This is a genomic window from Fenollaria timonensis, assembly GCF_001457835.1.
Lineage (GTDB): Bacteria > Bacillota > Clostridia > Tissierellales > Peptoniphilaceae > Fenollaria > Fenollaria timonensis.
Genome location: NZ_LN898229.1, coordinates 32,252 through 56,384, shown reverse-complemented (window position 1 = coordinate 56,384; position 24,133 = coordinate 32,252). Strand labels below are relative to the sequence as shown.

Below are 24,133 nucleotides of genomic sequence, written 5' to 3'. Positions count from 1 at the left end.
TTATGCCATCACCCCTTATATAAATTATATCACAAAGAGCATGAATATATTACTTAAAATTTACATTGCTAGTCTAGAAAAATATTTTTCTTTGTGTTATAATAATCTTTGGTGAGTATATGAATTTATTAGTCGAAATATTTTTAGTGTTTTTCAAGATAGGCCTCTTTAGCTTCGGCGGGGGCTATGCTATGATGCCACTTTTTGAAAAGGAGATCATCAATGGACTTCATTGGATAAGCTACTCTGACTTCATCGACATAGTTGCCATAGCACAAACAACGCCAGGACCCTTCGCAGTTAACTCGGCTACCTTCATCGGTAACAAGCTAGCAGGCTTTTGGGGCAGCGTTGTCGCAACACTTGGAGTAACACTACCGAGCTTTATCATCATGAGCATAATATTTTTGACGATAAACAAATTTAGAGACTCAAATGCAATCAAAGTATCGATTAGAGGCATAAGACCAGTCGTCTTAGCGCTTGTCCTAGCCGCAGTCGTTACCATTGGCAAGGGCGCCATCATCGATTACAAGTCTATAATCATAGCCATCGTTGCCTTTGTATTAGTTAGAGTCAAAAAGCTTAACCCCATACTTCTTATGGCTGTAGGCTTTTTAGTCGGCATAGTGATTTACAGGTGATGAGATGAAGATACTTGATTTATTTATAACGTTTTTTAAAATAGGTGCCTTCACTTTAGGAGGCGGCTTTCCCATGCTGCCAATCATTGAGCGTGAGATAGTTACAAAGAAAAAGCTGATGTCAGACGAAGAGTACATAGACTCGATAAGCCTTGCGCAAACAGCACCAGGACCTATCGCAGCAAATATCTCGATACTAGTTGGCTACAGAATATATGGCTTTTGGGGTGCGATCGCTGCCTTTTTTGGTGCGGTACTGCCAAGCTTTATGATCATACTAGTCATATCGCACTTCTTTATGGGTGTGCAAGATAGTCCATATGTGCAAGCAGCCTTCAAAGGCGTTAGACCAGTTGTGTGCGCACTAGTATTTGCAGCGCTCGTAGGCTTAGTTGAAAAGGCTCACCTAAACAAGTTCGAGTACGCAATAAGCATATTAGCTTTTTTAATAGTAGTGTTTTTAGATGTCAATCCCATCTTCGTCATCATTGGCGGCGTTGTGATTGCCTTAAGCAAAGATAAATTTATTAATAAATAGAAATAGGAGGTTATTATGGATTTATTTGAAGAATTAAAAGTTGAAGTAAAAGAAAAACATCCATCGATTGTTTTTCCAGAAGGTGAAGATGAAAGAGTTTTAAAGGCTGCTTTCAGATTAAAAGAAGAAAATATCTTAGAACCAATAGTTCTAGGCAAGAGAAGCGAGGTAGAGGAAACTGCTAAGGCTATAGGCAAGGACCTTGCTAATATCAATTTCATCGATCCAGCTGAAGCTAAGGATATAGATGATATGGCTCAAAAGTTCTTTGAAAGAAGAAAGGGCAAGATAACTCTAGAAGACGCTAAGGCGCTACTTCTTAAGGACGTTAACTACTTCGGAACTATCTTAGTATATATGAATAAGGCTGATGGCCTTGTATCAGGAGCTGCACATGCAACAAGCGATACAGTTAGACCAGCACTTCAAATCATTAAGATGAAGGAAGGATACAAAAAAACTTCAGGCGTTTTCGTTATGGTTAAGGGCGACGAAAGATATATCTTCGCTGACTGCGCCATCAACATCGCACCTGACTCAAATGACATCGCAGAAACAGCTATACTATCAAATATAACAGCAAAGAGCTTCGGCGTTGATCCAAAGATCGCTCTATTAAGCTTCTCTACAAAGGGCAGCGCTAAGTCAGACGAAACAGAAAAAGTTATCAAGGCACTTGAAATAGTTAAGGAAAAAGACGCATCCATCCCCGTAGATGGTGAGCTTCAATTCGACGCAGCCTTCGTACCAACAGTTGCTGAAAAGAAGGCAAAGGGCTCAGACATCGCAGGTCATGCGAACGTATTCATATTCCCATCACTAGAAGCAGGTAACATCGGATACAAAATTGCGCAAAGACTTGGCGGCTACGACGCTATAGGACCTATACTTCAAGGACTTAATAGCCCAGTTAACGATTTATCAAGAGGATGTAACTCAGACGACGTTTACAAACTTGCTTTAATCACAGCAAAACAAGCTTTATAATGATACTCGTAATGGCAGTCGACGCCAAATGGGCGATTGGCTACAAAGGAGACATGCTAACAAGGATACCCGAGGACCTCAAACACTTTAAAGAGATGACCATGGGCGGCGTCTTAGTCATGGGACGAAAAACCTTTGACGCGACAGGCGCACTTCCTGGCAGAGAAACGATCATCGTATCACGCTCACTTAAGGAGATGGAGGGAGCTCACATTGCTCATAGCCTTGACGATTTAAGAGAGATGATAAAAGAAAAATTTTCAGATAAGAAAATTTTCTTAGTTGGCGGCGCAAGCCTTATAGACCAGCTCATAGATAAGGTGGACGAGGCAGAGATTACATTTATAAAGAAAGACTTCGAGCCTTATGATACTGTGATGAGAAACCTCGATAAGGACGAAGCATTTGAGCTAGTTCAAACAAGCGAAGAATACTCTTATCAAGATATGAAATTTGAGTATAGAAGATACAAAAGAAAATAATAATACTAAAATCTTATATATTAAACGAACCAAGGAAATATTCCACGGTTCGTTTTTTTTATGTAAAAACTTAGCTATATGTGATATAATTGATTTGTGTAGAACTTTATTAAATTATAAGGAGAGAATTATGGCAGAGATTAGAGAGAATAACGAGACATCTCAAAGAGCAGAGCTATACAGGAAGATCTGGTCCATCGCAGACAATGTGCGTGGTGCTGTCGATGGCTGGGACTTTAAACAATACATACTAGGCATACTTTTTTATCGCTTTATATCAGAGAATATCACAGAATTTTTTAACAATGCTGAGCACGAAGCAGGCGACCCAGACTTTGATTATGCACAGATAAGTGACGAAGAGGCAGAAAAGTATTTTAGACCAAATACAGTTGAAGACAAAGGCTTCTTTATATTGCCAAGCCAATTATTTGAAAATGTCGTTAAAGATGCGGGCACTAATGAAGACCTTAACACAGACCTTGCTAATATTTTTAAAGCCATAGAAGCAAGTGCCATAGGTTTTAGGTCAGAAGATGACATAAAAGGACTATTCGAAGACGTTGACACTACAAGCAATAAACTTGGTGCGACAGTTGCCGAAAAAAATAAAAGGCTTAGAGATATTTTGAATGGTATAAACAGCATAAATTTTGGCCGCTTCGAAGATAACGATATAGACGCCTTTGGTGATGCCTACCTTTATTTAATCTCTAATTATGCAAGTAACGCAGGAAAATCAGGCGGAGAATTTTTTACGCCACAAACAGTTTCAAAATTACTCGCAAGACTTGTTATGCAAGGCAAGACAGCCATTAACAAGGTGTATGATCCTACATGTGGCAGTGGGAGTCTATTACTTCAAATGAAAAAGCAGTTTAATGCACATATAATAGACGAGGGATTCTTTGGTCAAGAGATAAACATGACAAACTTTAACCTTTGCCGTATGAATATGTTTTTGCACAATGTTAATTACAATAACTTTTCCATCAAAAGAGGAGATACTTTATTAAATCCGCTTCATAACGATGAGAAGCCATTCGATGCCATAGTCTCAAATCCGCCATACTCAATTAAGTGGGTAGGTGACAAGGATCCGACACTTATTAATGATGTGCGTTTTGCACCAGCAGGCAAGCTTGCGCCTAAGTCATACGCTGACTACGCCTTCATCATGCACGCGCTTAGCTACCTTTCAAGTAAGGGTAGAGCAGCCATAGTTTGCTTCCCAGGCATTTTTTATCGTAAAGGTGCCGAAAAAACAATCCGTAAGTATTTAGTTGACAATAACTTCATCGACTGCGTTATACAGCTACCAGAAAACCTGTTCTTCGGAACATCCATCGCCACATGCGTTTTAGTTATGGCGAAGAATAAGACGGAGAACAAAATTTTATTTATAGATGCTTCAAAAGAATTTAAAAAAGAAACAAATAACAATATTTTAGAAGATAAAAATATTGACAATATTTTAAACGAGTTTGTCGATAGAAAAGAAGTAAAACACTTCTCTAGATACGTCGATGTTAAGGAAGTGGAAGAGAACGACTATAACCTGTCAGTTTCGACTTACGTTGAAAAAGAAGACACTAGAGAGAAAATCAATATAAAAGTACTTAATAAAGAGCTAGAAGAGACCGTTAAAAAGATAGATGAGCTAAGAGCTTCGATAGATGCGATAGTTAAGGAGCTTGAAGATGAATAATCAAATTATAATATATAATACTGAAGATGGTAAGTCAAAAATTAATTTAAAATATGATGACGGAACAGTTTGGTTAAATCAAAATGAAATCGCTGAACTTTTTCAAACTACTAAACAAAATATTAGTAAGCATATAAATAATATCTTCAATGATGGTGAATTAGATGAAAAAGTGGTTGTCAACTATAAGTTGACAACCACTCAACATGGCGCTATGACTGAAAAAACCCAAGAACATAACGTAGCTTATTATTCTTTAGATATGATTTTAGCAATTGGCTATAGAGTAAGGTCTGTTCGTGGTGTACAATTTAGACAATATGCGACAACAGTATTAAAAGAATATATTATCAAGGGATTTGCAATGGATGATGATAAGCTAAAAAACTTTGGTGGTGGGAAATATTTTAAAGAGCTTCTTGAAAGAATTAGAGATATTAGATCATCTGAAAAAGTTTTCTATAGACAAATTCTTGATATATTCGCAACAAGCATAGATTATGATGCACATAAAGATGAGGCAAAGTGGTTTTTTGCTACTATTCAAAATATGATGCACTATGCGGTACATCAAAGTACAGCAAGTGAGATGATTGTTGAAAGAGTAGATTCAGAAAAAGTTTTTATGGGTCTTACTAACTTTAAAGGAGAACTACCAACTCTAAGTGAAGCAAAGATTGCAAAAAACTATTTAAAAGAAGATGAGCTAAGCAAGTTGAACCTTTTAGTGTCGGGTTATTTAGATTTTGCTGAGGTAAGAGCAAAGAAAGAGATTCCTATGACTATGAATGATTGGATTGACTATACTTATGATATATTGAAAGTAAATGGCGAAGATTTACTTCCAGATAAGGGAAAGATATCAAGAAGTCAAATGGAGAAGAAAGTTAAAGCAGAATATATTAAGTATAAAAACAAAACATTAACACAAGTTGAGAAGGATTATTTAGATGAGATAAAAAATATAAATCAAATTGCAGAAAAGGGTTGTAAAGATGAGTAAAATAGATGAAATGCTAAAAAATGAAAAAGTTGAATGGAAAAAGCTTGGGGATGTTGCTAATTGTTTTGCAGGTGGAACACCAAAAACTTCTGTTAGCTCATACTATGATGGGGACATTCCATGGATAAGATCAGGGGAAATAAATTTTAATGTAATTAAATCTTCTGAAAGAAATATTACTGAAGAAGGTTTAAATAAATCTTCAGCCAAAATGATTAGACCTAACAGTGTTGTTTTAGCAATGACTGGAGCTACAGTAGGAAGAAGTGCAGTTGTTGAATTTCACACTTCTTGTAATCAATCAGTAGCAGCGATTGAAAATGATGAAAAAATATTAAATTATAAATATTTATATTATTATATATCGGAAGATTGTATAATTAACTTAGCCACCAAATAAAAAAATCATGTGTACATATGGTATAGTATTAGTAACAAACAAAAAAACAACTATACGGAGGTACACATGACTCATATAAATTATACCATAGAATTTACAGAACGCAAGAAAAATTCACATCTATCACTACATGAAATGTCATTAATACAGGCATGGAAAATAGATGGACATAGCAACAGAGAGATAGCAAGAAGGCTAAATAGAGCCCCGCAGACAATAAACAACGCAATAAAGAAAGGCACAGTAAAGCAAAAGAGAATAATAAAAAGTAATAACAAAACATATACTTACTACGATGAAAAATACTTTGCCTTAACTAATTATGAGGTATATATAAACAATAGATCTTCTTGCGGAAGAAGACCAAAATATATAGATATAGTCGAATTTCTTAAATGGGCAGACAATAAAATGTTAAAAGATAAATGGTCTCCAGATGTATGTGTTGGATACGCAAAAGCAAATAGACTCTTTCCATCATCAGAAATACCATCAACAAAAAGCCTCTACAACTGGATAAATAAGTCACTAATGAAAACAAAAAATATAGATCTACTAGAAAAAGTAAAGAGAAAAAACAAAAATAGCACAAGAAGAACAAGACAAAACAAGAAAAAGCTTGGCATATCCATAGAAGAAAGACCAGATAAAATACAAACAAGAGAAGAATTCGGCCACTGGGAAATAGATACAGTTATAGGTAAAAAGAAAAAGACAGATCCAGTACTACTTACATTAGTAGAAAGAAAAACAAGATATGAAAAGCTGATAAAAATACATGGAAAAACACCCGATGCAGTAGACATTGGACTTAAATTCTTAAAAGATAATGCGCAGTTAAACAAAGAAATATTTAAAAGTATAACATCAGATAATGGTTCAGAATTTTCAAGCTTATCAGAATTAGCAGAATATGTAGATATATATTTTTGTCATCCATATACATCATGGGAAAGAGGAACTAGTGAATGTCAACATAAATTAATACGAAGATTTATACAAAAAGGCACATCAATAGAAGAAGTATCAAAAGAAAAAATATACAGAATAAACGAGTGGATGAATAATTTGCCAAGAAAAATCTTTAATTACAAAACTGCAAAAGAAGAGTTCATAAAGGAAATAAAACAGCTTAAAAGTATCTAGTTTAATAAAAATAAATACTTTTAAGCTATACTATACATTTAGTCTATATGATGTCTGGGTGGCTAACTTATTGTTGCAATTTATAATTATTATATATCTAGTAATTATGAAAAAATAAAAAAAATGGGTCAAGGTGCGCTTACTAGTTTAAACTTAAGTATTATAAAAAATATTTTAATTCCAATTCCATCATTAAAAACACAAGAAAAAATTGTAAATTATCTTGATAAATTTACTAATTATAAAGAAAATATTAAACAAGAATTACAAAAAGAAGTTAATTTAAGAAATAAACAGTATGAGTTTTATAGAGACAAATTATTGAGTGAAGAGTACTTAAATAAAGCAATAATTAACTATTATAAATCTGATAACACAAGGTATTTATCTTATGAAAAAATTACTGACATATGTCTAAGACAAAGAGGAATTAAGATAACTGCTAAAGAAATGAATGAGCTAAATAATAATTTTTCAAGCGTAAAAGTATTTGCTGGGGGCAATACAAGCGCTATGCTTAATAAAGATGAAGTTGGTGAAGAAAATGTTATTAATAAGCCAAGCGTCATTGTTAAGTCTAGAGGTAATATTGACTTTGAATATTATGATAAAGAATTTACGCATAAGAATGAAATGTGGTCTTATTCAAGTTTAGATGAGAGCAAGCTAAATATTAAATATTTATATTATATTTTAAAAAATAATTTAAAATATTTTAGGGATAATGCAATAAGTGGAAAATTACCACAAATTGCAACTGGGGTTACAGATAATTATAAAATTCCATTGCCAAACATCTATATACAAGATCAAGTTGTTGAAATTCTTGATAAATTTCAAGAGCTTACTCAAAATGTAAGTGGACTACTTCCAGATGAGATTGAAAAAAGGCAAAAACAATATGAACACTACCGCGAAAAGCTCTTAACATTCGACACTGAACGTACTAGGGGGGGGTACCAAGTATTAAGTAGTGACTACATAAGACTATTGACCCAAGCAGGCAAATTAGTTGGAGCAAAAGTTTTTGAACTTAGATATAAATCATTAGGTAAGATAGGCACGTTTGAAAATGGAAAGGGAATGCCTAAGAGTATATTTAACGAAAAAGGAAGTGTTGGAGCAATCCATTATGGACATATATATACTAGATATAATTTGTGTGTAAGAAACCCAATTGTGAAAGTAACTGTGCAAAATGCAGAGAAGCTTAAAAAAGTTTATACTGGCGATTTAGTAATTGCAAAAACATCTGAAAATATTGAAGATGTAATGAAAACTGTGGCATATTTAGGTAATGAAAGTGTTGTAACTGGTGGACATGCAGCTATATTTAGACATAATGAAAATCCAAAGTATTTGTCACATGTATTTAATGGAGCAAATTATTTCATAAGACAAAAGAATATGTTGGCAAGAGGTGTTAAAGTTATTGAACTATCAACTAAGGATATGGAAAAAATTAAAATATTAATTCCACCATTGCCAATTCAAGAATATATTGTATCAATTCTTGATAAATTTGAGGCGCTAAGCCAATCAACTACTGAGGGCTTAAGGCGCGAGATTGAATTACGTGAAAAACAATATGAGTACTACAGGGAAAAACTATTGACATTTGAAAAATAAATGAGGTGATTTTATGAGCGAAGAATTAAAAAACTATGGCTCGTCTGCCATTGCCGAGATGACGGGCGGCATCATACTAGCTAAGTATGAAAAAGAAAGTTCGGCTCATGACAAGGCATACCAAAGCGAGGCGGATCTTGAGAGGGAACTGATTGAAAATTTAATTTCTCAAGGCTACGAAAGGTTTAAGGCGAGCTCGAATGAGGACCTTTACAGGAATTTAAGGGACAAGATTGAAAAGCTTAATAAGGTTTCATTTACTGACGACGAGTGGAGACGTTTTCTTCGTGAGTATCTTGATGCGCCTAATGATGGTATTGTCGAAAAAACTAGAAAAATTCAAGAGAACTACATCTACGACTTTAAATTTGATAACGGTGATTTGAAAAATATTAAAATCATTGATAAGAAAAATATTCATAATAATTATATGCAAGTGATGAATCAATTTGCTCAAGAAGGTAAAAAGAAGACTAGATATGATGTGACTATACTAGTCAATGGCTTACCTTTAGTTCATATCGAGCTTAAAAAGCGTGGCGTCAACATAAGGGAAGCATTTAATGAAATTCACAGATATTCTAAAGAAAGTTTTAACGCTGACAGCTCTTTATATAAGTTTGTACAAATTTTTGTTATATCCAACGGCACATTAACAAGGTACTTTGCGAACACTCTTGAGAGAAACAAAAATAATTACGAGTTCACTTGTGAGTGGGCTGACGCCAAGAACAAGTCTATACACGATTTAGTCGACTTTACTAAGACTTTCTTTGAGAAGAGGGTCATCTTAGAGGTTTTAACTAAGTACTGTGTATTTAACTCGCAAAACGTTCTTATGATTATGAGGCCATATCAAATCGCGGCGACTGAGAGGATTCTTTGGAAGATTAAATCGTCTCATGAAAATAAAAGCTATGGCTCAGCTGCGGCTGGCGGATTTATCTGGCATACAACTGGTTCTGGTAAAACGCTAACTTCATTTAAAACAGCTAGGCTTGCGACTGACTTGGACTTCATCGATAAAGTTTTCTTTGTCGTTGACAGAAAAGATTTGGACTATCAAACTATGAATGAGTATAAAAAATTTCAAGAGGACTCTGTCAATGGCAGCAAGGATACTAAAGAGCTAAAGAAATCCATTGAAAAGGATGATAACAGGATAGTGGTGACAACCATTCAAAAGCTTAATGAATTTGTTAAAAAATATCCAGAACATGAGATTTATGAAAAAGAGTGTGTACTTATATATGATGAGTGCCACAGATCACAATTTGGCGATGCACAAAAAAATATTAGAAGAAGTTTTAAAAAGTACTACCAATTCGGATTTACTGGTACGCCAATATTTGCAGAAAACTCTTTAACGGGTGAAACGACTTCGTCTATATTTGGTGCTCAGCTGCACTCGTATGTAATTACTGACGCGATTCGTGATGGAAAAGTTCTAAAATTTAAGGTTGACTACAACAATATTAAGAGCAAGTTCAAAGAGGCTGAAAAAGAAAGCGATGAGAAAGAGCTTAAAAAATACGAAAGCAAAATGCTTCTTCATCCTGAAAGAATTTCTGAGATTAGTAAATATATTTTGGATGTATATGACATAAAAACTCACAGGAATGTTTGTTACGAGAAAAAAGAAAAAAGGTATTTTGGTTTTAATGCGATGTTTGCGGTACAAAGCGTTGAAGCAGCGAAATTATATTACGAAGAGTTTGAAAAGCAGCAAATGGATTTGCCTGAGGATAAAAAATTAAAGGTCGCTAGTATATTTAGCTTTCAAGCTAATGAAGAGCAAGCATCCATCGGAGAAATAGCTGATGAAAATTTCAATCCAAGTGCAATGAACTCGAGTGCAAAAGAGTTTTTGGACAGGATAATTGCTGACTATAACAAAAGTTTCGGAACTAATTACTCAACTGAAGCGGGCGAGTTCCAAAACTATTATAAAGACTTATCAAGAAGGGTTAAGGAGAAAGAGGTCGATTTGCTTATCGTTGTCGGCATGTTCTTAACAGGTTTTGACGCACCTACACTTAATACACTTTTTGTTGATAAAAATCTTAGGTATCACGGACTTATTCAAGCGTTTTCAAGGACTAATCGTATATTAAATAAGGTAAAAGCCTTTGGCAACATTGTTTGCTTTAGGGATTTAGAGAAAGCGACTGAGGACGCCATCAAAACTTTTGGCGATGAGAACAGCGTAAACATTATCTTAGAAAATAGTTTTGAGGACTATATGAATGGATTTAAAGATAAAGATAGTGGTAAGGTGATTAAAGGCTACATCGAAATATCTAATGAGCTTGTTCAAAAATTCCCTGAACCAACTGAGATAGAGCTTGACGCAGATAAAAAAGAATTTGTTCAATTGTTTGGAGAGCTGCTTAAGTCTGAGAACATCTTGAGAAACTTCGATGAGTTTCAAAATGTTGACAAGATTATATCCGAAAGACTTATGCAGGACATGAAGAGCGTCTATGTTGATATTAGAGAGAATATTACTAAGAGAAGAAATTATGATGATGCACAAAAAACCGATATTGATTTCTCTGACGTTGAGTTTCAAATCGATTTACTTAAGACTGATGAGATCAATCTCGATTACATTCTTAAGCTTATACTTGAAAAGTACAAGGAACATGATGACATAGAAGTCCTTAAAGCCGAGGTTAAAAGAGCTATTAGATCAAGTCTTGGTACTAGAGCTAAGGAAGAACTTATCATGAGTTATATCAATTCGACTAGGCTTTCTGAGCTAAAGACTAATGACGATATAGTCGAAAGCTTTTACGAATTTGCTAGAAAAGAAAAAGAAAAAAATGTTGATGAGCTAATAAGCAATGAAAAGCTTAATAATGACGCAAAACGTTTTATAGAAAAGTCCATCGCCAAGGGATATGTTGATTACGCAGGCGATGAGCTTGACAGTATACTTCCTCCAACATCAAGACGCGGCGGACTAAGAGAGAAGAAAAAGGGCGAAGTGCTTGCTAAGATTGATGCTATAGTTAATATATTCGTAGGAATTTAATGTAAAAAAGATTCGTGGGCAAGTCTCACGAATTTTTTATGCCATTTATGATATAATTAATAAAAGGGGGTCATAGTATGAAGATTAGTCTAATGTCTTTAGCGTTTAAAACTAAAGACCTTGAACATAACAAACTCATAATTATAAAAGCAATGCGTGAATACGCTCACAAGGCGGACCTACTTGTCTTTGGCGAGTCGTTCTTACATGGTTTTGAGGCTCTGTCTTGGGACTATGAAAAGGACAAGACCATTGCCATAGGTCTAGACGATGATATTATTAAGGAAATAAAATTTGCTGCGAGGGAAAATTCTATTGCGGTGAGCTTTGGTATGATAGAAAAATCGGATGAAGCTCTTTACTCATCGCAGATCACCATTGGCAAGGCTGGTGATGTAATTGATGTCTTTAGACGCGTATCTGATGGCTGGAAGGAGCCAATAGCGGACGCTCACTACAAGGAGGGTGATGGCTTTCACACATTTAATTTTGGTGGCAAAAGAGTTCTTGTCGGTATATGCGGTGACTTTTGGCACGAAGAGCTCATAGAAAAGGCGGGAGCCATTGAGAAGGATCTAGTGCTTTGGCCGGTTTATACGGACTTCGAGCCGCGCGTTTGGAACGAAGAAGATAAATTTGAGTACGCAGTGCAAGCCGAGAAATTAAAATCGCCTGTACTATATGTAAATTCTGTTTGCTACGATTTTGATGAGCCATATATATCTAAGGGCGGCGCTTGTTATTTTGATGGTGGCAAAATTATTAAAGAGGTTACATCGGGCGCTGAAGCGGTACTTAAAATTGAAATTAATTAAGGAGTTACAATATGAGAAGAGCAGATAGAGAAGTTACGGATATAAATGAAATACTTAGAATAATGAAAGACTGTGACGATGTAGTTCTTGCCTTTAATGATGAGGTAGCTCCATACATCTTAGCTGTGAACTTTGGCGTGAGTGAAAATAGTGGCGAAATCACTTTATACATTCACGGTGCGACTGAAGGAAAAAAGTATGATTATCTTAAGGACGGGGCGGCTGTGAGCTTCCAAATGAGTACTAATCACAAGCTTATCATGGACAAGGAGCGTGGCTACTGCACTATGAATTATGAGTCCATCATAGGTAGGGGCGAGGTGTATGAGCTTCATGATTATGATGAGAAAGAGGCGGCACTTGAAATTTTAGTGCAAAAGTATCATATGCCGAGTGAAAAATTTGTTTATGCAAGAGCCGCTATACCTAGGACGCGCGTTTTTAAAATTTGCGTGAAAGACTTAACTTGCAAGGCGAAGGCGTAAAACGATGACTTATAAAGACGTAGTTCGTGAGCTAAATGCAAATGCAGATGATAAGTATAGGGACTTTATAGCTAAACTTGTTCCGACTATCGAGAAAGATACTATCATCGGCGTGCGTATGGGGGACTTAAGACGCTTAGCTCGTGAAATAAGGAAAGAAGAAAATCTTGATATATTTAATGAAGCGAAATTTTATTATAGAGAGGAAAAACTTTTATATGCTTTATGTCTTTTTAAGATGAGCGATAGCTTTGATAAAGCTATGGACGCGCTCGATGCATTCCTGCCATACATTGATAACTGGGAAGTGACGGACTTAATTGCAGGCGAAATAATTATTGATGAAGCACATATTAACAAAGCTTTTCAAAAGGCTCTAAGCTATGTGCATAGCTCTGATGAATACACTATTCGCCTTGGCCTAGTTATAATGAATAAAAAATATAATGACTCAGCTCACATAGAAAAAATTCTTGATGCGCTTAAGAGCATAAGCCTAGACGCTTACTATGTCAATATGGCGGCGGCGTGGCTACTTTGTGAGCTATACTTCACCGACAAAGCTAAAGTAGATGAGTTTTTATCAAGCGAGTCCATTAGCATGGAGATAAAAAAGATGACTCGGCAAAAGATACGCGAGTCACTCAAAAAGTAATATACTAAGAAAGCCAGAGACTAAACTCTGGCTTTTATCTTATTTCTTAACTTGTGCGATAATCTTAACGACATCGTCAAGGCTTGCTCCCTTATTAAAAGTGAATTTACCTGATTTAAGTTTTGTGTCAAGCTTTAGCTCAACGCACTTGTTAACGAAGTCTGTTGCACTCGATACAACGCCTTGTTGTTCAAGTATCTTACCTATCTCGCCTGGCAAGGACTTAGCAGGTATATTAACTTCGATAGTTCCACCTGTTTCAGCTGGTTTTTCTTCTTGAGGTTTTTCCTCGGCTGGTTTTTCTTCGTTTGTGTCTCCTGCAGTCTCTGTAGGCGCTTCTTCATCAGCTGGCTTTTCGTCCCCTGCTGTTTCTACAGGCGCTTCTTCATCTGATCCATCAGCGTTTCCTGCAGTTTCTGGAAGCTTTTCGCCATTATCTTCGCTATTAGCTTCAGTGTTTTGATTACCGTCTATATTTTCAACGACCTTTTTGTCGTCATTATTATTCTCAATGTTTTTTGTTAGAGTAGAGTTAGCACCGTTGTTCACAAACAAGATGTCAAGTCTCCAGCTGATTATACATACAACAGCTATGATTACTATGAGCATAATTATGTAATCAATCGAGTTATACAAAAAGTCTTTAAATTTTTCCCAAAAATTCATTATTACACCTCTTATTTTGAAACTTTCTTTTTTTTATACTTTGTATTATAATTATATCATATATTATAGCAAAATAAAAGGTGAAAATGATGAAAGAGATAAAAATTAATGAAAATGATAATGATCAAAGACTAGATCGCTTCCTTGTGAAGTTTTTTCCGAACGCGACGAAGTCCTTCCTCATGAAGATGCTTAGGAAGAAAAATATAGTTTTGAACGGCAAAAAGGCGAGTGGTGACAAGAGGGTCATGACAGGTGACGTGATAAAAGTATTTTTCTCGGACGAGACTTTCGAGAAATTTAGCGAGGCGCCAAAGAAGTTCAACACAAATATCATTGATTTAAATATAGTTTATGAGGATGAAAACATAGCCATCATCGATAAGGATGAGGGTGTATTAAGTCACGCGACTAAGGATGGCTTTGAGAAAAACGTTGTCGATAGCTTTATAAAGTATCTCATCGACAAAAAAGAATTCTCTCCTCGTAATGAAAATACTTTTAGACCCGCCCTTGCCAATAGGCTTGACAGGAACACTAAGGGTCTTTTGATTGGCTGCAAAAACTACGAAGCACTTAAAGAGATGACTAAGCTTATCAAAGATAGAAAGATTAATAAATATTACAAAACCATAGTCAAAGGTAATTTTGATGTAGACGAAACATTTGAAGTGGGCTACGAAAAGAACGAGAATAAGAATATGATGAAGCTCTCTGATGATGGTGCTGAGATGATCACGCACTTTAAGACCATAGCGATGAAAAACAATTTTACTGAGCTTGAGGTACTTTTATTAACTGGCAAGACTCATCAAATACGTTTCCATCTAAAAACGCTTAAGCACCCGATTGTAGGTGACAGGAAGTATGGCGATGCGGCGCTTAATGCAAGGCTTGCGCATATAATTAACAATCAGCTTTTGTACTCATACAAAATCGCTTTTCCAGAGCTAGATGGTTTCTTTAGCTATTTATCGAATAAAGATTTCTATGCTAATAGCTGGAGTGCTTATGATAAGGTGAAGGAGGTTTTGTTCAAATGATGACCGTATATGAAACGAAGAAAGACGTAAAAAATTTATTTAGCACGATGCAAATGGATGAGGGCGGCAAAACTATTATTATAACTAAAAATACTGAGTACAAAGACTTCATAGTGCAAGAGGGACTAAAGAGGCTTGGCGCGCTTGTAAACACAAGTGTTTTGAGTGTAGATGACTTTTATTTAAGAGAAGCAAAGGGCAATTACAAATTTCTATCTGAGCTTAGTATGCGCCTAATCATTAAGCAAGTGATTGAGATGAACAAAGGCGAGATGCCATTTTTAAATTATCCATCGTATATGGATTTGATCTTTGAAGCAATTAAGGATGCAAGCGCTAATGATATTGACTTATTAGAAAAGGGCGGCGAGTACAAGAAGATTTACGAGGACTACGAGGCATTTCTTAAGAAGGGCGGCTACCTTGGCATGAATGAAAGCGTTGAGCTTGATGACTTAAAGATAAAAGAAGCAAAGGCCATATACTTTATTGGCTTTAACGAGATGAGTAAAAAGCTAATGCACTTGATTGATATGGCAAAAAAATTTGACAAAAATGTAAAATTTTTCATCGAAGAGGATTTTGCTTCAGATGAGCTAGTCACTTACTTAAAAGAAAAAGCAAATGAATTTTATCTTGATGATGAAGGCGACAGTCATTTTGAAAAAATATCGAAAAATTTATTTAATAAAGAGATTACCCACACAGCTGGAATAAATTTTGTGCGCGCGGACTCAATCGAGGCCGAGCTTGACTATGCCTTGACCGATATAAAGGAAAAGGTATTGAAGGACGGCTATGCTTATGGCGATGCCCTTATCTACATAATGGATAAATCAGAGGAAAGAGCTTTAATGGATATGCTAGGCGCCTATGAGATGCCCGTGAATAAGAACAGTGTATTTCACTTAAGGGACCTAGTTTGGCAAGATAAATTATTTGCCGATATTGCTGCGAGCGAAAGCCCTATGACGAGCGGAAGCCTTATGTCGGGCGAATGCCATATGCCGAGCGAATACCATATGACGGGCGAATCGATTTTTGAACGTATTAATACTTACACAGCTGATGAAATGCTCTTAGATAAATTTAAAAAAATAATCGCCGCAATCGAAGATATCTATGGCAAGGCCATTAGCAAAGAGAAGTGGATCGAGCTACTCAAATTAGCTTTTAAATATGAAGTTTACAGAGAAAAGGACAGACTTCCTTTTGGCATATCCATATACTCAGCTGACTTTGATACGCTAAGGCACTATAAACTAATCTACATAATCGGCATGAATATGGATAGCTTTCCTAAGAGCATGAGTGAAAACTTTTTGCTTGACAATATATACGCAGAGACTGGCTTTGACAAGAAAGAAAAAATGTCGAGGCTATCTAAGAACCTCATGAAAAAACTTTTTAAAGCAGCTGATGAAAAGATTACCATGACTTACTCGGCAAGAACGAGTGCGGACGCGGATCAAGGTGCCTCATCTTTCTTTAATGAGTTTCATATCGATGAGTGGATAAGCGTGAAGAGCCTTGGAGCTATCGAGAAGAGCGCCTCACATGCTACGAGCGATGAGCAAAAGAAATTCATTAATGCTTACAAAAATATTGGCCCAGCGAAGTTCATTAACTACGACGAAATCAATAAGCTTAGGGCAGAGGGCGTCATCTCGAAGTATAACGGCAAGCTCGAGAGCTACTCAGCCATGAGCGTGGTGGATGATTTTGTGAAAAATAAATTAACTGTATCGTTTTTAGAGACTTTCAAGACCTGTCCATATGCGGCGCTACTTGGCTATATCTATGGCATAGAGCCTGCTGAAGTCGATATGAAGGCGAGAAACATCGGGACTTACATGCATAAAGTTTTGGAGCTTTATTACAGAAACTTTATCGGGGAAAAAGTCATCTATGATGAGGCTCTTTTAGATAGGACCATGAGCATGATTAAAAAAACTAATGAATACGCCGATGTCTATGGCTTTGAACTTGAAAATATCGAGAGCTATATCAAGGACTTTATCGTCTTTGATGAAGAGCGAATGAAAAATTCGAATTACATCGTTAAAGAAGTAGAAAAAATGATCACTATAGACGTAGATGGTTATAAGATTAAGGGCAAGATCGATAGGGTCGACGAGGATACTTTGTCTGGCAAGCTCCTTGTCCTTGACTACAAAAAGAGCAATTATATCAATAAAGATAGTCTTCAGCTATCGGCCTATGCCCTCTACTATAAACATAGTGGCGTAGATATTGATGCCGCTTTCATTACTATGACTAAGCTTAATGGCAAGCTTGATATTAAAAAGGCTGATGCCGATGCTTGTGAAGAGGAGATAAGGTCTTTACTGGAAAAGCTTAAGACTTATAGCTTTAATATCATTGACGAGGCGAGTGACGAAAAATGCCTAGTCTTTTGTGATTATAGATGCATGTGCAAGAAGGGGAGAGAGTGATGAACTTAAATGAAAAGCAGCAATTAGCTGTAGATACAATAGATAAAAACGTTTTGCTCGACGCCTCGGCCGGCACTGGTAAGACCACTGTCCTTGTCAATAGATTTGTAAATATCTTGGACAAGGGTGACTTTTCACGCATAAGGCCTGACGAAGTACTTTCGTCGATAGTTGCCATCACATTTACAAAGAAGGCAAGTAACGAGCTTAAAGAGAGGGTAGCAAAGCTAATCTACGAGAAGGCAAAGACTGATGAGAGCTTCAAGAGCTACTACAATAATATACCCTCAGCAAACGTTTCGACCGTTCATCAATTTGCCTTCAAGATGCTAAAGACCTTTCCTTTACTTGCAAATATCGACCCGCGAGCGAATGTCATTGAAGAGGATGAAGCGGATGAGCTGCTTGATAGAGCAGTGAGAGAGGCGCTTGATGAGAAAAATTACGAAGACTTATTTAAGGCACTTGATAAGAACTACGACGATAATTTTCTTAATAGCTTTAAGAGCATAATTAATAAGACTAGGGGCATGGACCTTGCTGAGCTGCGCGAAAACACTTTGAATTATGTAGGCTCTATATATGATGAAGATAGTATAAGAACTGCTCTTAGTAAGATGTGTGATGCCATTAATGAAGTGAGGGACGATTTAAAAGAAAATTCAAAGCTATATGGCGTTATCGATAAACATAAAGACGAAATAGACGCTTTAAGCGAGATGCCGATAGAGCAGCTTGATTTAAATCTGCTTAATGATTTTGCTTATAATATCGGTGTAAACGCAAAAAAGAAAGATTATTACGATGCCATCATAGAAAGTGCTTCTTATGTACTTAAAGCGCTTGAAGCGGGTATGCTTAGCCGCTACGAAGATTTCTTTACTCTATTAGAAAGCGCTCACAATAAGTACAAGAGCTTTAAAGAGAAAGAGGCGGCACTTGACTTTAACGATTTAGAGATTCTTTTTAGAGACCTTCTTAAGCGTGATGAAGTACGCGAGGCGCTTCAAACTAAGCTTAGCTACATCATGGTCGATGAGTTTCAAGACACATCGCCTATACAAAAGGAAATTTATTATCTGCTTAACGAGGCACTTGGCGGAGACAGGCTCTTCGTCGTTGGTGACTTTAAGCAGTCAATCTACGCATTTAGAGGCGCGGACGTAAGTCTTTATCAGTCAGTTAAGGAAGACTTTTTAAATGATACTAGGTCCACAGCCATAAGCATGAACGAAAATTATAGGACTGGCGAAAAAATTATTTCAAGCGTGAATAAACTTTTTGCGGAGGAGATACATGAGTACGAAGATTTAATTTTTAAGGGCGATATTAATAATAGTGAAGTAAGGGTCATCAAATACATCGAGAAAAACGATAGAGAGCTTGAGGCGACTGCCATTGCTAACAAGATTATGGATTTGCATGCGCAAGGAACTAACTTTGGCGACATCGTTATCTTGGTGCGTGCCAATAGAGACTCGGCTGCCATAGAAAAGGCGCTAAAGAGGTCCAAAGTGCCTGTATATAACACGGCGAATAAGGCGCTGAACGAGCGCGATGAAATGGAAGACATATATAACTTTATTCATTATCTTAGATATGAGGACGAACTTTCATTAATTGCACTGCTTAGATCAAACTTTTATACCATCGATGACGACGAAATATTTTTAGCGAAGGATAGGGATGGCTTTAAATATTACAAGGAAGAGCTAGATAAATATATTAAGATGAGGGACGAGCAAAGGCTTGATGAGGTTTTAAAAGCCTTCTTTGACGAGACTCATTATATTGAGAAGCTACTTATAAGGAAGAGAGGCGCGCAAAGCTACACTAATGTCCGCAGCTTTTTGGATAATATAAGCGCTTACTATGAGGTGGGCGAAACGAATTTTGATGCCTTAGCAGATAAGCTTCTTCTACTACGCGAGAAAGGCGCAGCAGAGCCGTCATACATCAGCGAAAGAGATGATATAGTAAGGATCATGACCATACACAAGGCAAAGGGCCTTGAAGCGAAGGTAGTTATCTGCGCGCAAATGGCTTTTAAAAGATCTGGTGATTTTAGTTTTGCAAGACTTGCTGATGATAAAATCTTTTTAAGATTTAAAGAGCTTTACTCTAATTTTAAAGAAGCACAAGCTGATGACAAGGACATATATGAAGAAGAAAAGATAAGAAACCTATATGTAATGCTAACGAGAGCGAAGGAGCAGCTCATCGTTTATAAGACTGGTGGCAAGAGCGGTTTTATTCCATATATAGATAAGCTCGATGCGATAAGTGAAGAGCCTGACTTTAATGAAAGAGAATTAGATATAGATGAAGAAGAAATTTCTATGAGCGATGAGGACCTTATAACGAGGGAAGAGATCAAGTGGAAGAGCCCATATGCGCCGCTGCCATCGAGTGCTGCCTACGCATATGACTTCGGTGCAAACACATTCAAGGTATATGACGATGAGCGCGACATTATCGAAGGAGCTAGTAATGATAATAAAAATCTTGGCTCAGCGGCTCACAGATTTTGCGAGGCATATGAGGGCAAGGACTTTGACGAGGTCTTAAGAGAGACGGCAGATTGCTATAAGCTTAGCGAAAAGCAAAGAGAAGTCCTAATGATATGCGCGAAAAACTATGAAAAGTTTTACAAAACAGTTACAAATGCCAAAACATATAAAGAATTCGAGTATTATTATACTAAAGATGATATAATATACACAGGAGTTATTGATAGAGTGGATGTATACGATGACCACGCCCTAATAATCGACTACAAGCTCACTAGCCTTGACGAAAGAAGCGCAAAGAGCATTTACGCTACACAAATGGCCATGTATATGGAGGCTGCGAGGACGATATTCAAAAAAGAGGCAAGGGCAAAATTATTCCTTCTATCAAGAGATAAATTAATCGATATGGAGTAGATTATATGAGTTACAGAGTACTTTTAGTCGAAGACGAAGCGGCTATAAGAAAGTTTGTTAAGATAAATTTAGAGAAGGAAGGCTACCTTGTCAGCGACTTTCCGAGCGCTGAGGAGGCACTTGAGGCGTGCAAGACACAAAGCTTTGAGATAGCAGTCCTTGATATAATGCTTGAGAAGATGGATGGAGTTACGCTACTAAAGATACTTAGGGAAGTTTATCCACACATGGCTATCATCATGCTGACTGCAAAGAGCGAGGACATTGACAAGATAAACGCCTTTGAATCAGGAGCCGACGATTACTTGTCAAAGCCATTCAACCCGAAGGAGCTTATCTTGAGGATCAAGTCCATCAGCAGAAGGCTTATCACAGACAACAAGAGGGAAGAGAACGAAATTGTTCTTGGCAAGTTTAGAATTGATCTTAACTTAAAAGATTTTTATGTCGATGGCAATTTAATTGAGCTAACACCGACTGAGTTTGGCATAATTAAGTATCTAATTGAAAATGCAAATACGCTTGTAAAGAGAAAGGACATAGTCAAAACAGTTTGGGGCTACGACTACCTAATGGATACTAAGCTTGTCGACGTCAATATATCTAGACTTAGAAAGAAGATAGAGAAGGATCCATCAAATCCTGAACATTTAAAAACTATTTGGGGAGAGGGATTTACGTTTGAGTACAAAGAATAGCTTGAAGAAGAGCTTGATGCAAAACTTCATCTTACTTGTCTTTATCTCGCTTGTGCTGATAAATATATTCAGTTCATATATGTTCAAGCGCTTTTACTATAAGCAAACCATAAAGAACGCGAAGGACACTTTGGATATGTATGTGGACTATGACAAGAAGTTTTATGGCTTTACAAGCAATGACAAGATAAAGGAAGCGATTAACCAGCATCCAAACCTCTTCTACAACAACATCGATCAAAGGCTTGAGATCTTGGACATTGACGGCACAGTACTATTTGACTCGGAAGGATATAAGTACACTGCCGTTCCAGAGATTGATTCTCTTATTAATAATGGCAGTGCGACATGGATAGGACGTGACTCAGCTAGCGGCGATAGGGTCCTAACTGTTAGTACGGCTGTCAAGCATAATGAGGAGCCTATATATTATTTAAGATTGTTTTTCGGCTTAGGGCAAGTTGATGATTTTACTAGTAAACTATCTATCATCATAGCGGCAATAAGCCTTTTAGTCTTGTTTTTATGTATTATTATTTCTAATTTTATAAGTGATTCCATTGTAAATCCAATTAAGTACTTAACAAGGATAGCAAATCGCATGTCAAAGGGCAACTACAAGGAGAAGTCCAAGCTTGATCTAAAAAATGAAATAGGTGAGCTATCAAACGCGATGAACACACTATCAGACGAGATTATCAAGCATGACGAGCTTAAGAACGAATTTATCGCAAACATCTCTCACGAGCTAAGAACGCCGCTTACATCATTAACTGGCTGGGCATATACGCTTAAAGACGGTGACCTCGATGAAGAGACGACAGAGCTTGCTCATGACATTTTGATTAGCGAGAGTGAAAGACTTAGCTCATTACTAGAAGAGTTACTTGATTTTTCAAGACTTATCTCAGGAAAGATTTCACTTAATAAAGATTATTTCGATTTAAAGATCTGTGTCGAAAATATTACTAAGCAAGTATTTCCAAAGCTTGAGAAGAACAAGGAGAGAATCGAACTTAATGTATCTGACGCCTCCTACATTTATTATGGCGATGAGAATAGGATCAAGCAGGTCATGATTAATCTTCTTGATAATGCAGTTAAGTTCAATAAAGAGCATGGTCTTATCACCATAAATCTATATCAAGATAAGGATAATTTCTTTATAGAAGTCATAGATGAAGGCGTCGGCATAGATGAAGACGAAATCAAATACATCTTCGAAAAATTTTATGCAGGCAAAAAATCTAAATCACATACGGGCGTTGGCCTTGCCATAGTCAAGGAGATAGTCGAGCTTCATAAGGGAAGCGTGGGCGTTGAGTCAAAGCCGGGCGAAGGCACTAAGTTTATTCTAAGGCTAGCGAAGGAGATTAAAGATGAAAAAGATTCTTAGCTTGATAAGCCTGGTGATAGTATCATTCTTACTCGCTTCATGCGCGCCAAAAAATACAATATCAAACCCAGACCTATATGGCGTTTGGCAAGTGAAAGAGATAAAGGACGTAGAGGAAAAGCAAAAAGAAGTCGACGCTGCACTTAGGGTAGATGACTACATCTACATCAGTGACGATGACTACATTATAGGTAACGACGTCATCAAAGACGCGAAGACTAAATATAGAAAAGTATCTTTGAAGGACTATCTATTCTTTAATTACAAGATAGAGCTTAATGATACGGGTGGCCTTGATGCAGATGTTTACTCCATCTACGAAGATGATAGCTTTAGATATGACCTCATCATAAGTGAGGACAAGATGATGATTAAGCTAGGTAAGTACCTCTACACGCTTACTAAGACAGACAAGGCGCTTGATGAAGTGCACATGAAGGAGCTAGTTGCTCTTGTTGATAGCACTGAAGCAGGTGCTAGCGAAGCCATAGATGAAAATATTGGCTTTTTACTAGGTCTTAGAGAGGACAAGGACGGTGCATCGACATATAAGACTATATACATGCAGCCTTACAAGGGCGAAGCTTATGAGCTTGATTACCTACTAGTGCCAAGGCGTGATGGCTTTGCGAGGATTGAGTGCGCCAAAATTGAAAAGGACGGTATCTATCAAGAAGACTTCTTAGTTATTAATGACCATGTCAATACTTTTGAATCGCTTGTACTTTATGACGCGCAAAACGAAAAAGAGCTTGATAGGATGAGAAAGATACTCTTCGTTGGCAACGACTATTTCTCATATGAGATAGAGTCAAAGCTTAGGGACAATGGCGACATAGGTATATATTTCTTAGATAATTACAGCCAAAACAATAAAGCCGCGCTTCGTGAACTAATAGATGAGGGTGAAACAGATAATACAAAGACTTATAGCATGGATGAGTTTAAAAACAGCTTAAACGATGCGAGAAACTTAACAGTAGTAAGGAACAACGGCTACTGGATACTTAAGCAGAGGGACTATGACACGAAGTATCCGGGTCTATATAAGGACAGCTACGTCATGAAGAAGCCAAATAAAAATCTTGTGCGCTTCGACGAGCTCTACTTCAATTACGAGACATTGAAAGAGAAGTTTCCTAAGCTTAAAGACGCCTTTAGTGCGCCAAACAAGTCCATGGTCATGATATATAAGGACAAGACGCTCGCTGCTTACAGTGTATATAGAGATGAGATTATGGACGAGATCTTCTCCATTGACTTAAACTCAAAGATAATAATGAATGAGTGGGCACTCGGCCAATACGGCGATATGTGGAAAGAAAAATTTATCTCGCTTGGTGTGAAGAAGATAAAATAATTAAGCTTGCAAATAGGGCTCATATGTAGTATAATTAGTAATCATAGCGAAGGTGAAG

20 protein-coding genes are annotated in these 24,133 nt (G+C 36.7%); 19 read left to right on the top strand and 1 reads right to left on the bottom strand.

Annotated elements, in window-relative coordinates; all coding sequences use genetic code 11:
* The first annotated feature begins 119 nt into the window (after nucleotides 1–119).
* The 13 genes from BN3004_RS00285 to BN3004_RS00225 all read left to right on the top strand — a co-directional run bounded on the left by BN3004_RS00285 (nucleotide 120) and on the right by BN3004_RS00225 (nucleotide 13,529).
* On the top strand, nucleotides 120–644 hold the full coding sequence (locus BN3004_RS00285) for a chromate transporter (protein WP_058259314.1): 525 nt from the start codon (nucleotides 120–122) through the stop codon (nucleotides 642–644).
* A gap of 4 nt (nucleotides 645–648) precedes the next feature.
* Entirely contained in the window at nucleotides 649–1,182 is a 534-nt protein-coding gene (locus BN3004_RS00280; RefSeq protein WP_058259313.1) for a chromate transporter, read from the top strand.
* 15 nt (nucleotides 1,183–1,197) lie between these two features.
* A complete protein-coding gene (gene pta, locus BN3004_RS00275) occupies nucleotides 1,198–2,169 on the top strand; it encodes a phosphate acetyltransferase (RefSeq protein ID WP_058259312.1) in 972 nt (323 codons plus the stop codon).
* The gene (locus BN3004_RS00270; RefSeq protein ID WP_082244024.1) at nucleotides 2,169–2,651 is read left to right on the top strand and encodes a dihydrofolate reductase; all 483 of its coding nucleotides are present in this window, start codon (nucleotides 2,169–2,171) and stop codon (nucleotides 2,649–2,651) included. The genes pta and BN3004_RS00270 overlap by 1 nt, the downstream gene beginning before the upstream one ends.
* A 130-nt stretch (nucleotides 2,652–2,781) precedes the next feature.
* Nucleotides 2,782–4,359, top strand: a complete 1,578-nt coding sequence (locus tag BN3004_RS00265) for a type I restriction-modification system subunit M (protein WP_058259310.1) — start codon at nucleotides 2,782–2,784, stop codon at nucleotides 4,357–4,359.
* Entirely contained in the window at nucleotides 4,352–5,362 is a 1,011-nt protein-coding gene (locus BN3004_RS00260; protein WP_058259309.1) for a virulence RhuM family protein, read from the top strand. Before BN3004_RS00265 ends, BN3004_RS00260 begins: the two co-directional genes overlap by 8 nt.
* On the top strand, nucleotides 5,355–5,762 hold the full coding sequence (locus BN3004_RS00255; protein WP_058259308.1) for a restriction endonuclease subunit S: 408 nt from the start codon (nucleotides 5,355–5,357) through the stop codon (nucleotides 5,760–5,762). Before BN3004_RS00260 ends, BN3004_RS00255 begins: the two co-directional genes overlap by 8 nt.
* A 66-nt stretch (nucleotides 5,763–5,828) precedes the next feature.
* On the top strand, nucleotides 5,829–6,908 hold the full coding sequence (locus tag BN3004_RS00250; RefSeq protein ID WP_058259272.1) for an IS30 family transposase: 1,080 nt from the start codon (nucleotides 5,829–5,831) through the stop codon (nucleotides 6,906–6,908).
* A 69-nt stretch (nucleotides 6,909–6,977) separates the two neighbouring features.
* Nucleotides 6,978–8,537 carry a restriction endonuclease subunit S gene (locus tag BN3004_RS08175; protein WP_349267115.1) on the top strand — a complete coding sequence of 520 codons (1,560 nt, stop codon included), beginning with the start codon at nucleotides 6,978–6,980 and terminating at the stop codon, nucleotides 8,535–8,537.
* A 13-nt stretch (nucleotides 8,538–8,550) separates the two neighbouring features.
* Nucleotides 8,551–11,574 (top strand): type I restriction endonuclease subunit R, encoded by a 3,024-nt coding sequence (locus BN3004_RS00240; protein ID WP_058259307.1) that lies wholly within the window; start codon nucleotides 8,551–8,553, stop codon nucleotides 11,572–11,574.
* 77 nt (nucleotides 11,575–11,651) lie between these two features.
* Nucleotides 11,652–12,389, top strand: a complete 738-nt coding sequence (locus tag BN3004_RS00235) for a carbon-nitrogen hydrolase family protein (RefSeq protein ID WP_058259306.1) — start codon at nucleotides 11,652–11,654, stop codon at nucleotides 12,387–12,389.
* An 11-nt stretch (nucleotides 12,390–12,400) separates the two neighbouring features.
* Nucleotides 12,401–12,874, top strand: coding sequence for a pyridoxamine 5'-phosphate oxidase family protein (locus BN3004_RS00230; protein ID WP_058259305.1), 474 nt, complete (start codon nucleotides 12,401–12,403; stop codon nucleotides 12,872–12,874).
* A 4-nt stretch (nucleotides 12,875–12,878) separates the two neighbouring features.
* Nucleotides 12,879–13,529: a DNA alkylation repair protein gene (locus BN3004_RS00225; protein ID WP_058259304.1), complete on the top strand. Its 651-nt coding sequence runs from the start codon at nucleotides 12,879–12,881 to the stop codon at nucleotides 13,527–13,529.
* A gap of 39 nt (nucleotides 13,530–13,568) precedes the next feature.
* Here the strand turns inward: BN3004_RS00225 and BN3004_RS00220 are convergent, their stop codons facing one another.
* Nucleotides 13,569–14,195: a hypothetical protein gene (locus BN3004_RS00220; RefSeq protein ID WP_058259303.1), complete on the bottom strand. Its 627-nt coding sequence runs from the start codon at nucleotides 14,193–14,195 to the stop codon at nucleotides 13,569–13,571.
* Nucleotides 14,196–14,284: 89 nt separating this feature from the next.
* Between BN3004_RS00220 and BN3004_RS00215 the strand changes: the two genes are divergently transcribed.
* The 6 genes from BN3004_RS00215 to BN3004_RS00190 are packed head-to-tail and all read left to right on the top strand — an operon-like array spanning nucleotide 14,285 to nucleotide 24,075.
* A complete protein-coding gene (locus tag BN3004_RS00215) occupies nucleotides 14,285–15,238 on the top strand; it encodes a pseudouridine synthase (RefSeq protein WP_058259302.1) in 954 nt (317 codons plus the stop codon).
* Nucleotides 15,235–17,694: a PD-(D/E)XK nuclease family protein gene (locus BN3004_RS00210; RefSeq protein ID WP_058259301.1), complete on the top strand. Its 2,460-nt coding sequence runs from the start codon at nucleotides 15,235–15,237 to the stop codon at nucleotides 17,692–17,694. The genes BN3004_RS00215 and BN3004_RS00210 overlap by 4 nt, the downstream gene beginning before the upstream one ends.
* Complete coding sequence (locus tag BN3004_RS00205; protein WP_058259300.1) at nucleotides 17,694–20,621, top strand: UvrD-helicase domain-containing protein; 2,928 nt, start codon at nucleotides 17,694–17,696, stop codon at nucleotides 20,619–20,621. Before BN3004_RS00210 ends, BN3004_RS00205 begins: the two co-directional genes overlap by 1 nt.
* Before the next feature lie 5 nt (nucleotides 20,622–20,626).
* Nucleotides 20,627–21,319: a response regulator transcription factor gene (locus tag BN3004_RS00200; protein WP_058259299.1), complete on the top strand. Its 693-nt coding sequence runs from the start codon at nucleotides 20,627–20,629 to the stop codon at nucleotides 21,317–21,319.
* A complete protein-coding gene (locus BN3004_RS00195; protein ID WP_058259298.1) occupies nucleotides 21,303–22,715 on the top strand; it encodes a sensor histidine kinase in 1,413 nt (470 codons plus the stop codon). The genes BN3004_RS00200 and BN3004_RS00195 overlap by 17 nt, the downstream gene beginning before the upstream one ends.
* Nucleotides 22,699–24,075 (top strand): hypothetical protein, encoded by a 1,377-nt coding sequence (locus BN3004_RS00190; protein WP_058259297.1) that lies wholly within the window; start codon nucleotides 22,699–22,701, stop codon nucleotides 24,073–24,075. Before BN3004_RS00195 ends, BN3004_RS00190 begins: the two co-directional genes overlap by 17 nt.
* The last annotated feature ends 58 nt before the right edge of the window (nucleotides 24,076–24,133 follow it).